Origin of the sequence: uncultured Microbacterium sp. (assembly GCF_947488465.1) — a bacterium.
GTDB lineage: Bacteria > Actinomycetota > Actinomycetes > Actinomycetales > Microbacteriaceae > Microbacterium.
This window is the reverse complement of sequence record NZ_CANKZA010000001.1, coordinates 654,567-668,046: the sequence shown is the minus strand read 5'-3', so window position 1 is coordinate 668,046 and position 13,480 is coordinate 654,567. Positions and strand designations below refer to the sequence as shown.

Genomic DNA, 13,480 nt, shown 5'->3' with positions numbered 1-13,480 from the left:
CGTTCGGACGCGCCAAATCCGACCGGAAGTGGGACATGGGGTGCGCGGAGTGGGACATGCGCTGCCGAAAGTGGGACACGGCGAGGGTGGGATGGGGGAGGGAGGGCGTGCCGGTGAAGGTCGGGGTCCTCGCGCTGCAGGGTGACGTGCGGGAGCACGCGCGCGTGCTGACGTCGCTCGGGGCGGACGTCGTGCTGGTGCGCAGACCCGACGAGCTCGCCGGAGTACGCGGGCTGGTGCTGCCGGGGGGTGAATCGAGCGTGATAGACAAACTTGCGCGCTCGTTCGGGATGGCGGGGCCTCTCCGCGCGGCGATTGCCGCAGGGATGCCCGTGTACGGCACCTGCGCGGGCCTGATCCTGCTCGCCGACCGTGTCACCGACGGGATCGTCGGACAGCAGACGTTCGGGGGGCTCGACGTCACCGTGCAACGCAACGCCTTCGGCAGTCAGGTCGATTCGTTCGAAACAGACCTCGTCGTGACCGCACTCGGCACCCCGCCGGTGCACGCGGTGTTCATCCGTGCGCCCCTCGTGCTCGAGACCGGGGCGGGCGTGGAGACGCTCGCGGCACTGGATGACGGACGCATCGTCGCCGTACGCCAGGGGCCGCTGCTCGGAACCGCCTTCCACCCCGAGGTGTCGGGCGAGACCCGCTTCCACGAGCTGTTCCTCGCTGCGGTACGCGCCGCCTGATCGCGGTATCACGCGCGCGAATCGCATCGGAATAGACTTGTCCGCATGTCCGGACACTCCAAATGGGCCACCACCAAGCACAAGAAGGCGATCATCGACTCGCGCCGTGCGAAGTCGTGGGCCAAGCTCATCAAGAACATCGAAGTCGCCGCGAAGCTCGGCGGAGCCGACATGGCGGGAAACCCGACGCTGTTCGACGCCGTTCTGAAGGCGAAGAAGATGTCGGTGCCGAAGGACAACATCGACCGTGCCGTCAAGCGCGGTGCCGGCATCGGCGGCGACGCGGTCGAGTACACCTCGATCATGTACGAGGGATACGGCCCCAACGGCGTCGCGCTCATGATCGAGTGTCTGACCGACAACAAGAACCGCGCCGCGGCGGAAGTCCGCACGGCACTCAGCCGCAACGGGGGCACGCTCGCCGACCCGGGGTCGGTGGCCTACAACTTCACGCGCAAGGGCGTGATCGTCGTCTCCGGTGAGACCACCACGGAAGACGACGTGATGCTGGCCGTGCTCGACGCCGGTGCGGAAGAAGTCGAGCCGCACGGCGACGGATTCGGCGTCATCACGGAAGCGACGGACCTCGTCACCGTCCGCACGGCACTCCAGGACGCCGGGATCGAGTACGAATCGGCCGATGTCGAGTTCGTGCCGAACCTGAAGGTCGAGATCGACGCGGACACCGCACGCAAAGTCTTCCGTCTGATCGATGCCCTCGAAGACAGTGAGGACGTACAGAACGTCTTCAGCAACTTCGATCTCACCGCCGAGGTGCAGGCCGAACTCGAAGAAGACGAGTAACCCGCGTTTCCGAGCGGATGCCGCGAGTTCCCCGCGTAGCGTGGGGGTGTGGCATCCGCTCTTCGCGTTCTCGGGATCGACCCGGGCCTTACCCGGTGCGGCGTCGGTGTGGTGGATGTCGCTCGCGACCGCTCCGCCACCCTCGTGCACGTGGGTGTCGTCCGATCGGACGCGGGAGCACCGATCGAGGAGCGACTCGCCACGATCGCCGCAGGCATCCGGGCCGTCCTTGTCGACCATCAGCCCCACGTGGTCGCGGTCGAGCGGGTTTTCGCACAGCACAACCGCAGCACCGTGATGGGCACCGCGCAGGCCAGCGGAATCGCACTCCTGCTCGCCGCTGAGCACGGGGTCCCTGCCGCGACCCACACGCCCTCCGAGGTCAAGGCTGCTATCACAGGCTACGGGGCCGCGGACAAGCTCCAGGTGCAAACCATGGTCGCCCGGGTCTTGCGGCTGGATGCTCTGCCGCAACCCGCCGACGCCGCCGACGCCCTCGCCCTGGCCCTCTGTCACGCGTGGCGACGAGGTCCGGCAGTGGCCACGACCGGCGCCGGTGGAATGACCCCGGCGCAACGCGCCTGGGCCGATGCCGAGCGTGCCGCGCGGCGCTGATCGCGCCACCGGGCGCGTGTCGCTCGAACAAACCTGCGAATCCTTCCTTAGGCTCGCTTCATGATCTCTTCCCTCCGCGGCCGGGTCCTGCATCTGGACAGCGACCACCTGATCCTCGAGGTCGGCGGTGTCGGTTTCTCCGTCGCCGTGACCCCCGAAGTGGTGCGTGGATTTCACCTGGGCGAGGAAATCGTGCTGCACACGACCCTCATCGTGCGCGAAGACGCGCTGTCGCTCTTCGGGTTCCGCGAGCGCGAGGAACTCACGGTCTTCACCCAGTTGCTCAGCGTGTCCGGCGTGGGTCCGAAGTCGGCGCTCGGTGTCCTGGCGGCGCTCTCGGTGCCGCAGATCGCCGCCGCGGTGAACGCCGAAGACGATGCACCATTCCGCCGCGTCTCGGGGATCGGCCCCAAGACCGCGAAGCTGATCGTCGTCCAGTTGGCCGGCAAACTGGCAGCCGCGGTCAGCCCGGCGCCGGGGGCGCCGGTATCGGCGTCGATCACGGCCCAGGTTGCTGCCGCTCTCGTGGCTCTCGGCTGGAACGAGCGCACCAGTGCGCAGATCGCCGCCGACGTCGTCGCTGCGGCTTCCCCGACGGAACAGGGTTCGGTGCCGGCGCTGCTGAGGTCGGCGCTGGCGCACCTCGGTCCCGCGCGGACGGAGCGCACCGGTGCCTGATTCGCTCTCGGAGCCGCTCGACCCCTCGCTCCCCGAAGACGAGGTTGAGCTCGCCGTCGAAGGTGCCCTGCGCCCGGCATCGCTCGCGGAGTTCGTCGGCCAGCACAAGGTGCGCGGACAACTGCAACTCCTGCTCGATGCGGCTCGCATCCAGCAGCGCCCCGCCGATCACATCCTGCTCTCCGGCCCGCCCGGTCTGGGGAAGACGACGCTCGCGATGATCGTCGCCCACGAAAGCGAACGTCCGCTGCGACTTTCCAGCGGACCGGCGATCCAGCATGCCGGCGACCTCGCCGCGCTCCTGTCGAGCCTGGTCCCGGGTGAAGTGCTCTTCATCGACGAGATCCACCGCATGGCCCGCTCGGCCGAAGAGATGCTGTACCTCGCGATGGAGGACTTCCGCATCGACATCATGGTCGGCAAGGGCGCGGGGGCCACCAGCATCCCGCTCGACCTCGCCCCGTTCACGCTCGTCGGCGCGACGACGCGGTCGGGGATGCTGCCCAATCCGCTGCGTGATCGCTTCGGCTTCACCGCCCATTTGGAGTATTACGAACCGAGCGAGCTCGAGGAAGTCATCGCCCGTTCGGCCGCCGTGCTCGATGTCGGTCTGCCGCCCGTGGCACGCGCCGAGATCGCGCGGCGCTCGCGCGGGACCCCGCGCATCGCGAACCGACTGCTGCGCCGCGTCCGCGACTACGTCATCGTGCACGGCGCCGCAGGTCCGGGGCGCGGGGGAGCAGCCACGGAAAGCGATGTGCACGCCGCGCTCGAGCTCTACGACGTCGATGCGATCGGTCTCGACCGGCTCGACCGGGCGGTGCTCGATGCCGTCGTCCGGCGGTTCCGAGGAGGACCGGTCGGACTCAATACCCTTGCGGTCACGGTCGGCGAAGAGTCGGAGACGATCGAGTCGGTCGTGGAGCCTTACCTGGTGCGCATCGGATTCTTGGGACGCACGCCGCGGGGTCGCATCGCCACACCCGAGGCCTACGCCCATCTTCGCGTGCCGGAGCCGGACGGGGCTCTCCGAATCGATGACCTATAATCGCTGAAGGCTTTAGGGCCATTCTCGCGCTCATCGCCACCCTCACCGAGCGCACTCCCGAAAGGTGTCATCCGTATGGATTGGATTCTGCTCGTCGCCATGGCGGCTCTGCTCGGCTTCATGTTCTGGAGCTCGCGCCGACGGGCAGCCCGCCTGAAGACGGAGCAGGAGACCAAGGCTCGGCAGATGGTGCCCGGCGTGAAGGTGCTCCTTCAGGGCGGCCTGTACGGCACGCTCGTCTCGTACGACCCGGACGACCTTTCGAAGTCGGCCGAGGTCGAACTCGCGCCCGGTGCGGTCGTCGAGGTGCACAGCCAGGCGATCCTGCGCGTCGTCGAGCCCGAGGCTGAGGAGATCTCCGACGAGGAGTTCGACGAGGCTCAGGAAGATCAGGCCGAGTACCAGGCCGACGTCGCCGAGGGAATCATCACCCCGGTCGAGGGTCGCCCCGTCGCTGACGGCGACGACAAGCCCAAGGCCTGACACACGCATCGTCCGCGTTCGCGGATTCCTCTCAGAAAGCTGACCCTCCGTGGCCACACCCACCCCTGTTCGCCATGCCTGGCGTGCACTGACCGGTCTCCTGATCATCACCGCTCTGCTGTTCGGAGTGAATGCGCTGGGCGTGTACGCCTTCGGGAAGAGCTCCTGGACTCCGGAGCTCGCTCTCGACCTGCAGGGCGGAACGCAGATCATTCTGCAGGCGAAGACTCCGGACGGGTCTGCGCCGACTCCCGATCAGATGGATCAGGCGGCGTCGATCATCCGGCAGCGTGTGGACGCATCCGGCGTCGGTGAAACCGACATCACGACGCAGTCCGGCAACCAGATCGTGGTGCAGATTCCGGGTCCGGCCGACGATGAGACGCGCGACCGCATCGCCTCCTCCGCACAGATGCAGCTGCGCGCAGTGCTCTACACGGGAGCGGCGAGCAACCAATTCGTCGGCGAAGACGGCAACCCGACGCCGTATCCGACGCCCGATCCGACTCTCGAGGCCACGCCCACCGCGGCGCCGACCGACGGTAGCGACATCACCTGGATCACGCCGGCGTTGCAGGCGGAGTTCCTCGCCTACGACTGCGCGGACCCGGCGAACGATCCCGCCAATGCTCCGGCCGATCAGCCACTGATCACGTGTGAGGGCAACGCGGCCAAGTACCTTCTCGGTCCCGTCGAGCTTGACGGATCGTCGATCTCGGACGCCACATTCGGTCTCAACACGCAGAACAACCAGTGGGCGGTCAACCTCGTCTTCGACAGCGCGGGCACCGAGACGTTCGGTGAGATCAGCCAGCGCCTGTTCGTGCTGACCTCGCCGCAGAACCAGTTCGCCTTCGTGCTGGACGGCGAGGTCATCTCGGCGCCGTCGATGAACGGGGTGATCCTCGACGGAAAGCCGCAGATCACCGGCAGCTTCACGCAGGAGACGGCGAAGGTCCTCGCCGACCAGTTGAAGTACGGCGCGCTGCCCCTCAGCTTCGAGGTCCAGAGCACGAATGCGATTTCGGCGACTCTCGGTTCGCAACAGCTGCAGATCGGTCTGATCGCCGGCCTCATCGGCCTCGCGCTCGTGGCGCTGTACTCCCTGATCGTTTACCGTGCCCTCGGCTTCGTGATCATCGCATCGCTGCTCGTGATGGGTGTGCTCACCTACATCACGCTCTGCATCCTGGCGTGGCGCATGGGCTTCCGCCTGTCGCTGGCCGGTGTGGCCGGGTTGATCGTCACGATCGGCTTCACGGCCGACTCGTTCATCGTCTACTTCGAACGCATCCGCGACGAACTGCGTGACGGCAAATCGATCACCGGCGCGGTGGAAGACGGCTGGGGACGCGCGAAGCGCACGATCTACATCTCGAAGTCGATCAACATCCTCGCCGCCGTCGTTCTGTACATCCTTGCCGACGCCACGGTGAAGGGCTTCGCTTTCACGCTGGGCCTCACGACGGTCATCGACATCCTCATCTTCATCTTGTTCACCCACCCCGTGCTCCAACTTCTCGCGCGCACCAAGTTCTTCGGCGGCGGGCACCCGCTCTCGGGCCTTGATCCCGAAGCGCTCGGTGCGGTCTACCGTGGGCGCGCGCAGTTCCGTACTCCCGTGGGGGCGACGGCCGCGAAGGGGGCCGCGGCGCGCCGTGCCGGGCGCTCGCGCGGCGAGGCAGAACGTCGCCAGACCATCGCCGAGCGCAAGCAGGCCGAGAGCGCGGCCAGTAGCCGCTCCACAACGGAGGGGGACGACTGATGCGCTCCATGAATGAGCTCGGCAACGACCTCTATACCGGCAAGACGTCTTTCCCCTTCGTCGGACGCCGTCGGCTGTGGTTCATCATCGCCGCGGTGCTCGTGATCGGCGCGGCGCTCGTGCCGCTCTTCCGCCCCATCCAGTTCTCGATCGAGTTCACGGGCGGATCCCAGTTCACCGTGAACGAGGTCAGCAGCCCCGACCAGGCTGCGGCCACCGCCGCGGTGCAGTCGGTCGTGCCCGGCGCCACGACGAAGGTCACCACGATCGGATCCGACGCGATCCGCGTGCAGACCGACCAGATGACCGAGACCGAAACCCGCGATGTCACGGCGGCCCTCGCCGAGGAGTTCGGGGTCACGACCGACGAGGTCAGCTCGTCCTTCATCGGTCCCAGCTGGGGACAGGATGTCACCCGGCAGTCGCTGTGGGGTCTGGCGATTTTCCTCGCGCTGACATTCTTGATTCTCGCGATCTACTTCCGCACGTGGAAGATGTCGGTCGCCGCGATCATCGGTCTGGTCGACGTGCTCGTGATCACGGTCGGCGTCTATGCGCTCTTCGGGTTCGAAATCTCGCCGGCCGCCGTCATCGGATTCCTCACGATCCTGTCGTATTCGCTGTACGACACGACGGTCGTCTTCGACAAGATTCGCGAGAACACGCACGAGGACGGCGAGGGGTCGCCGCGCACGTTCGCCGAGTCCGTCAACCTTGCCGTCAACCAGACCCTGATCCGATCGATCAACACGACGGTCGTCGCGGCGATTCCGACCGGCGCGATCCTCTTCATCGGTGCGCTGTGGCTCGGGGCTCAGACCCTGACCGACATCTCGCTGTCGATCTTCGTCGGAACGATCGTCGCGGCCTACTCGACCCTCTTCGTCGCCGCACCGCTGTACTCGCTGCTGCGAGAGAACGAGCCGGCACTCAAGTCACGCGATGCGCGCATCCTCGCGGCGCGTGAGGCGGCGACGGTCAGCGTCTGAACGATCGTGCGTCGGCGCGGGCATAGAATTGCAAGGTTCCACGAGGCGGAGGTGATCGGGTGACCGAAACGTCGCCGGCGTCCGCCCAGAATCCGCCGCAGAGTTCGTCATTGCGGCGGTTGGTTCCCCGGATCTTCTCTCGGGCGCCCGCGCGCGACGGGGTCGAACACTTGATCCGTACGGTGCGCACGCATCACCCCAAGGGTGACGTGGCCGTGATCGAGCGCGCCTATCAAGTGGCTGCCCGCGCGCACGCGCCGCAGAAGCGCCAGAGCGGCGAGCCGTACATCACGCACCCGCTCGCGGTGGCGCACATCCTCGCCGATCTCGGGCTCGGCCCGCGGGCGATCGCCGCGGCCCTGCTGCACGACACGGTCGAAGACACCGACTACAGCCTCGACCAGCTCACGAACGATTTCGGCGATGAAGTGGCGATGCTCGTCGACGGCGTCACCAAGCTCGACAAGGTCAAGTACGGCGACGCCGCTCAGGCCGAAACCGTCCGCAAGATGATCGTGGCGATGTCGAAGGACATCCGTGTGCTGCTCATCAAACTCGCCGACCGGCTGCACAACGCGCGCACCTGGGGTTTCGTCCCTCCGGAGAAAGCGGCCAAGAAGGCGACGGAGACCCTCGAGATCTACGCGCCGCTGGCCAATCGCCTCGGCATCCAGGCGATCAAGGGCGAACTGGAAGATCTCTCGTTCGCCGTGTTGCACCCCAAGCTCTATGCCGAGATCGACAGCCTCGTGAAGCAGCGCACACCGCAGCGCGAGCAATACGTGCAGAACGTGATCACCTCGGTCGAGGAGGACCTCCGCGACCTGCGCATTCGCGGGCGCATCATGGGCCGCCCGAAGCAGTTGTACTCCGTCTATCAGAAGATGGTCGTCCGCGGGCGCGAGTTCGACGACATCTACGACCTCATCGGCATCCGCGTGTTGGTCGGAACGGTCCGCGATTGCTACGCCGTGCTCGGCTCGATCCACGCACGGTGGACGCCCCTGCCGGGCCGGTTCAAGGACTACATCGCCACGCCCAAGTTCAACCTGTATCAGTCGCTGCACACAACGGTCATCGGCCCGGGTGGACGCACCGTCGAGATCCAGATCCGCACGAACGAGATGCACCAACAGGCCGAGTACGGTGTCGCGGCGCACTGGAAGTACAAAGAGCGGATGAATAGCGGCAAGGCCGAGGCGAAGTCGCTCGATACCGACATGGCCTGGCTCGCGCACATCTCGGACTGGCAGGCCGAAACAGTCGACCCGGGGGAGTTCCTCGATTCGCTGCGATTCGAGATCGGCGCGAAAGAGGTGTACGTCTTCACGCCGAAGGGACGCGTCATCGGGTTGCCCGCCGGCGCGACGCCCGTGGACTTCGCCTATGCCGTGCACACCGAAGTCGGCCACCGGACGATGGGGGCGAAGGTCAACGGGCGCCTCGTGCCACTCGAATCCTCCCTCAGCAGCGGCGATGTCGTCGAGGTCTTCACGTCGAAGAATCCGGATGCCGGGCCCAGCCAGGACTGGTTGGCGTTCGTCTCGAGCACGCGTGCCCGCAGCAAGATCCGCGGCTGGTTCACGAAGGAACGCCGGGAAGAAGCTGTCGAGCAAGGCAAGGATGCCATCGCTCGCGCCATGAGACGGCAAAATCTCCCGCTGCAGCGGTTGATGAACCAGGACTCCTTCACCGAGGTCGCCCACCAGCTGAAGTACGAGGACGTCACGGCGCTGTATGCCGCGGTTGGTGAAGGGCACGTCTCCACGCAGTCGGTCATCGAAAAGGTCACCGCGCAGGTCGGGGCCAACGAGGACACCTCAACCGGAACGATCGAGATCCCGCACGTCGGCCGGTCGAAGGCGCCGCGCTCCGGCGACTCTGGCGTGCTCGTTCGCGGGGCGCCTGACATTCTCGTGAAACTCGCGAAATGTTGCACTCCGGTGCCCGGCGATGAGATCGTCGGGTTCGTCACGCGCGGCAGCGGCGTCTCGGTGCACCGCGGCGACTGCACCAATGTGAAGGCGTTGAAGGCTGACGCCGAGCGGCTGATCGATGTGACGTGGGCACCGACGACGAAGAGCATCTTCCTCGTGCAGATCCAGGTTGAGGCGTTGGACCGTTCGGGCCTGCTGAGCGATGTCACCCGCGTGCTGAGCGAGCACCACGTGAACATCCTGTCGGCGTCGGTGTCGACCACGAACGACCGGCTGGCGATCAGCCGATTCGTCTTCGAGATGGGCGACATCGTCCACCTCGACCGTGTGCTGAACGCCGTTCGCCGGATCGACGCGGTGTACGACGTCTATCGGGTCACCTCTTCCTGAGCGGCTGCGCGCTCCGCGAGGTGCCGGAGAAACGTGCGCGCCGGGCGTTTGAAGTGCATCGGCGGTGCGTGCTCCAGCCACCCCAGGGTCTCGGCGGGCAGGTCGGGTCGCCAGCGTGCCATCGACTCGGCCAGCGGTCGCGCGGAGTGCACGCCCCCGCAGAACTCGCGGACGAGATCGGCAAGAGTCCGGGCGGGGGAGGTGACGGAGATTCCTCCGATCTCGACCACATCGGTGCTGGATACCGCGTGGTCACGATAGATGAGACGCGGATCGCGTACGTGCATACGCACCTGGGACAGACGCTGCACCGTGTGACGGGCAGGCGGAGTGGAGACGGCACCGTGAATCCACGCGGCCGACGCGTGGGTCAGAGCCACCGTCGTCGGGATCAGTCTCCGCAGTGACGCTGCGCGCAAGGCGCGGGTCTCCACGGCATCCGTCGGCATGAACGCCTCGCCGACGTCGATGAGGTCGCCGTCGAGTCGCGCCGCCGTCAGTTCGGCAAGCGACAACCCGTCGCCGGAGAAGTACAGGAACGGCCAACTCATGCTGGCAGTGTGCCCGAACCTCCGCGGCGAGCGTCCCGGTTCGCGCCCGATTGTGGAGAACCCGCGAAGATCGCGCGCGGGGGAGGGGAAGTCAGCCGCCGAGCGCCTTGAGCCACGCTTTGCGTGCGTCGAGGGCTTCGGTCGCCCGTGTGATGGCGCCCTTGTCCTTCTTCGCTTTCGCCGCCTCGAGATCGGCCTCGAGTCCGGCGATCGCGTCGCGGAGCTGCTGCGTCATGTCGTTCTGACGTGCCTTCGTCTCGGGGTTGTTGCTCTTCCAGTCGGTTTCTTCGCGCTGCTTGAGGCCCTGCTCGATCTTGCGCAGGTCATCATCCAGGCCACGTTCCGCCTCGCGCGGGAAGACGCGACCGATCTCGTCCCAGCGGCGCTGGATCGAGGTGAGGAGCTGGCGCGCCTTCGCGGTGTCCTTCTCCTTCGGAACGGCCGCGGCCTCGATCAGCAGGGCGCGCTTGGCTTCGATCTTCTCTTTGGATGCCTCGGCGTCGGCTTCTTCGCGACCCGCGCGGGCCGCGTAGAGAGCGTCACCGGCAGCCTTGAAGCGTGCCCACAGTGCATCGTCGGCCTTCTTCCCGGCGCGACCGGAGCTCTTCCACTGATCCAGGAGCGCACGATAGTCGGCGATGCCGTCCTCACCCTTGCTGACGAGAGCCTCTGCGCGCTCCGCGAGCTTCGCCTTGCTGTCGCGAGCCGATTTGTGCTGTTCGTCGAGACCGGAGTAGAACTCCCGGCGGTGCTTGTCGAGCGTCGCGCGTGCATCACGGAATCGCTTCCACAGCTGCTGCCCGACCGTCTTGGGGAGGCGTGGGCCGGTGGCCTGGTGCTTCTGCCACTGCTCGAACAGCTCGGTGACCTCTGCGGACGTCTGCTTCCACTGGATCGATTTCGGGTCGCGCGCGGCGAGGGCTTCGATGCGCTCGACGTACACGGTGCGTTCTGCGATCGCGGCATCGACGGCTGCGCGCTGCGCCTTGCTCTGTTCTGCCGACGCCTTGCTGAGCGCCGCATCCAGACGCGTCAGTCGCGTCTCGAGTGCGGCGAAATCGCCGACGGCGGAGGCGCCGGAGACGCGCTCGCGCACGGTCTGCAGCGTCGTGCGCAGTTCTGATGCCGATGCCCCGTCGCGACGGTTGCGCGCCTCGAGCAGGGTCACTTCGCCGGCGAGGTCGAGGAACTTGCGCACGAAGTAGGCCAGTGCTTCTTCGGGCGTGCCGTCGGGGTACTGTCCGACCTCGCGCCAGCCGTCCCCGTCACGCACCGACACGGTGCCGTCGATCTCGACGCGACCGAAGGATGCTGCGGCCAGGGCGTCGGCCGCTGACGCCGCCGACACCGTGGGAGCGGCGGGAGCGATCGGGCGGATCGCCGATTTCGGCTTACCCGGGACGGCGCGCGGCTTCGGGGTGGCAGGCGCGGGGGGCTCTGCGGAGGTATCCGCGTCAGCGGGCGCCGCGGTGGTGTCATCCGCGTCAGCGGGGGTCTCGACCGCAGTATCGACCTCGACCGGGGTCTCCGCGGCGGCATCCGCGTCAGCAGGGGTCTCGACTGCAGCGTCGGCGGAGGCATCCGTGTCAGCGGGTGTGGGGATCTCCTCGACGACGTCGGCGGAGCTCGCGTCGGGCAGATCCTCGACGACCGGCTCGGTCTCGGCGGATTCGGGAGTGGGGACGTTAGTCACGGATAGCACCTCGTCGCGGCGCACGCCGCATGGGGGTTTGGTCGGGTCACAGCCTAGTACGGCGGCCGATTTCAGGGGGTGGGAGTGGGGGTGGGTGTCGCGAGGGGTGTCGCGGTAGGGCTCGGCGATGTGGTCGGCTCCGGTACCGGAGTGCCGGGGCCGACGGTGTAGTACGCGATTTGTCCGCCGATGACGGCGAGGATGATCGCGCCGCCGGCGACGCCCGCGATGAGGTTGTCCCGACGTCGGCGGCGGAGGAGTCCGTCATGGAACTCGTGACGTGCCTGATACAGCCGCGTCCGCTCCTTCGCGACACGCGATTGGTTCTTTCCTGCACCCGTCGCCACGGGACCTCCCTCATTCCCGGAGATCCGGGGCTGCACAACGCCTACCCGAAGCCTACGTGGCCGTGCGCGCACGCGACAAAACGCCGCGCTGTCGGTGGTCGCGACTAGCCTGGTCGGGTGGCATCGACATCCGCTCTCTTCCAGGGCCAGACCCCCTTGGCGGTGCGGATGAGACCCGTCTCCCTCGATGAGGTGGCCGGTCAAGCCCATCTGTTGCGCCCGGGTTCACCGCTGGTCGCCCTCGCCGATCCGGCCGGCGCCGCGCGCACGGCCGTCTCCGTGATCCTGTGGGGCCCGCCGGGGACGGGCAAGACGACGCTCGCGCAGGCGATCGCGCGCACCTCAGGTCGTCGGTTCGTTGAACTGTCGGCGGTGACTGCGGGGGTCAAGGACGTCCGCGAGGTCATGCAGGATGCGATGACACAGCGCGATCTGTATGGGGCATCGACGATTTTGTTCCTCGATGAGATCCACCGCTTCACGAAGGCTCAGCAGGATGCGTTGCTACCCGGAGTCGAAAACGGTTGGGTGATCCTGATCGCGGCCACGACCGAGAATCCGTCTTTCTCGATCATCTCGCCGTTGCTGTCCCGCTCTCTTCTTCTGACTCTTCAGCCCTTGACCGATGACGACCTCGGGGTGCTGATCGACCGCGCCGTGGCCGACCCGCGAGGACTCGACGGCCGCGTTGTCTTGTCGCCCGACGCGCGCGCAGCACTCGTGCAACTCGCGTCGGGCGACGCCCGTCGCGCACTCACGTCGCTCGAGGCGGCGGCATCCATGGTCCTCCCCACCGCTGGCGATGAGGAAGACGCGCAGGCGGCCGGTGTGACCATCACCGCCGAGCACGTCGCGCAAGCGGTTGATCGTGCGCTGCTGCGGTACGACCGGCAGGGCGACGAGCACTACGACGTCATCAGTGCGTTCATCAAGTCGATCCGCGGGTCCGACGTCGACGCGGCGATGCACTATCTCGCTCGGATGATCGAAGCGGGCGAAGACCCGCGGTTCATCGCCCGGCGCCTGGTGATCTCCGCCGCCGAAGACATCGGTCTCGCCGACCCACAGGCGCTGCAGATCGCGGTGGCCGCTGCCGACGCGGTCGCCTTCATCGGCATGCCCGAGGGGCGCATTCCGCTGGCCGAAGCGACGGCCTATCTCGCGACGACGGCGAAGTCGAATGCGGCCTATGCGGCGATCAACGCCGCGATCGCCGACGTGCGCGCCGGCGGGTTCGGGCGGGTTCCGCCGCACCTGCGCGACGCGCACTATCCCGGTGCGAAGCGTCTCGGCCACGGTAAGGGCTACATCTACCCGCATGACCTGGAGGTGGGTGTCGCGACGCAACAGTATCTGCCCGACGAGCTCCGCGGCCGTCGCTATTACGAGCCGACCGGGCGCGGAGTCGAGCGCGACATCGCAGCGAGGGTCGAGAAGATTCGCAAAATTCTGGGGGACTGACGGAAGGGTGGCGCTGATATCCCC

General features: G+C 67.0%; 13 protein-coding genes. 10 read left to right on the top strand and 3 right to left on the bottom strand.

Annotated features, from left to right (window positions below):
- Positions 1-56: 56 nt before the first annotated feature.
- The 9 genes from pdxT to Q0653_RS03210 all read left to right on the top strand — a co-directional run bounded on the left by pdxT (position 57) and on the right by Q0653_RS03210 (position 9,404).
- The gene (pdxT, locus tag Q0653_RS03250; protein WP_298942538.1) at positions 57-695 is read left to right on the top strand and encodes a pyridoxal 5'-phosphate synthase glutaminase subunit PdxT; all 639 of its coding nucleotides are present in this window, start codon (positions 57-59) and stop codon (positions 693-695) included.
- Between the two features lie 45 nt (positions 696-740).
- Positions 741-1,499 carry a YebC/PmpR family DNA-binding transcriptional regulator gene (locus Q0653_RS03245; protein ID WP_298742361.1) on the top strand — a complete coding sequence of 253 codons (759 nt, stop codon included), beginning with the start codon at positions 741-743 and terminating at the stop codon, positions 1,497-1,499.
- Between the two features lie 48 nt (positions 1,500-1,547).
- A complete protein-coding gene (gene ruvC, locus Q0653_RS03240) occupies positions 1,548-2,114 on the top strand; it encodes a crossover junction endodeoxyribonuclease RuvC (protein WP_298942537.1) in 567 nt (188 codons plus the stop codon).
- A 60-nt stretch (positions 2,115-2,174) separates the two neighbouring features.
- Entirely contained in the window at positions 2,175-2,792 is a 618-nt protein-coding gene (gene ruvA, locus Q0653_RS03235) for a Holliday junction branch migration protein RuvA (RefSeq protein WP_298942536.1), read from the top strand.
- Complete coding sequence (ruvB, locus tag Q0653_RS03230) at positions 2,785-3,840, top strand: Holliday junction branch migration DNA helicase RuvB (RefSeq protein ID WP_298942535.1); 1,056 nt, start codon at positions 2,785-2,787, stop codon at positions 3,838-3,840. The genes ruvA and ruvB overlap by 8 nt, the downstream gene beginning before the upstream one ends.
- A 75-nt stretch (positions 3,841-3,915) precedes the next feature.
- Positions 3,916-4,323, top strand: a complete 408-nt coding sequence (locus tag Q0653_RS03225) for a preprotein translocase subunit YajC (protein WP_298942534.1) — start codon at positions 3,916-3,918, stop codon at positions 4,321-4,323.
- Positions 4,324-4,372: 49 nt separating this feature from the next.
- Positions 4,373-6,088 carry a protein translocase subunit SecD gene (gene secD / locus Q0653_RS03220; RefSeq protein WP_298942532.1) on the top strand — a complete coding sequence of 572 codons (1,716 nt, stop codon included), beginning with the start codon at positions 4,373-4,375 and terminating at the stop codon, positions 6,086-6,088.
- Entirely contained in the window at positions 6,088-7,077 is a 990-nt protein-coding gene (secF, locus tag Q0653_RS03215; RefSeq protein WP_298942530.1) for a protein translocase subunit SecF, read from the top strand. Before secD ends, secF begins: the two co-directional genes overlap by 1 nt.
- Before the next feature lie 59 nt (positions 7,078-7,136).
- Positions 7,137-9,404 carry a bifunctional (p)ppGpp synthetase/guanosine-3',5'-bis(diphosphate) 3'-pyrophosphohydrolase gene (locus Q0653_RS03210; protein WP_298942528.1) on the top strand — a complete coding sequence of 756 codons (2,268 nt, stop codon included), beginning with the start codon at positions 7,137-7,139 and terminating at the stop codon, positions 9,402-9,404.
- On the opposite strand, the gene Q0653_RS03205 is transcribed toward Q0653_RS03210, so the two are convergent.
- From Q0653_RS03205 to Q0653_RS03195, 3 genes are all read right to left on the bottom strand, one after another.
- On the bottom strand, positions 9,383-9,955 hold the full coding sequence (locus Q0653_RS03205) for an SAM-dependent methyltransferase (RefSeq protein WP_298942526.1): 573 nt from the start codon (positions 9,953-9,955) through the stop codon (positions 9,383-9,385). The two genes, Q0653_RS03210 and Q0653_RS03205, sit on opposite strands and share 22 nt — an antisense overlap.
- 91 nt (positions 9,956-10,046) lie before the next feature.
- Entirely contained in the window at positions 10,047-11,648 is a 1,602-nt protein-coding gene (locus tag Q0653_RS03200) for a DUF349 domain-containing protein (protein WP_298942524.1), read from the bottom strand.
- 71 nt (positions 11,649-11,719) lie between these two features.
- Entirely contained in the window at positions 11,720-11,995 is a 276-nt protein-coding gene (locus Q0653_RS03195; protein WP_298942522.1) for a dioxygenase, read from the bottom strand.
- A 117-nt stretch (positions 11,996-12,112) separates the two neighbouring features.
- Between Q0653_RS03195 and Q0653_RS03190 the strand changes: the two genes are divergently transcribed.
- Positions 12,113-13,456: a replication-associated recombination protein A gene (locus Q0653_RS03190; protein WP_298942520.1), complete on the top strand. Its 1,344-nt coding sequence runs from the start codon at positions 12,113-12,115 to the stop codon at positions 13,454-13,456.
- Positions 13,457-13,480: the final 24 nt, after the last annotated feature.

Bases quoted from the DNA above. Each gene is read 5' to 3' on its own strand.
- ruvA (WP_298942536.1), top strand. From the start codon at position 2,175: ATGATCTCTTCCCTCCGCGGCCGGGTCCTGCATCTGGACAGCGACCAC.
- pdxT (WP_298942538.1), top strand. From the start codon at position 57: ATGCGCTGCCGAAAGTGGGACACGGCGAGGGTGGGATGGGGGAGGGAG.
- secF (WP_298942530.1), top strand. From the start codon at position 6,088: ATGCGCTCCATGAATGAGCTCGGCAACGACCTCTATACCGGCAAGACG.
- Q0653_RS03245 (WP_298742361.1), top strand. From the start codon at position 741: ATGTCCGGACACTCCAAATGGGCCACCACCAAGCACAAGAAGGCGATC.
- Q0653_RS03225 (WP_298942534.1), top strand. From the start codon at position 3,916: ATGGATTGGATTCTGCTCGTCGCCATGGCGGCTCTGCTCGGCTTCATG.
- Q0653_RS03205 (WP_298942526.1), bottom strand. From the start codon at position 9,955: ATGAGTTGGCCGTTCCTGTACTTCTCCGGCGACGGGTTGTCGCTTGCC.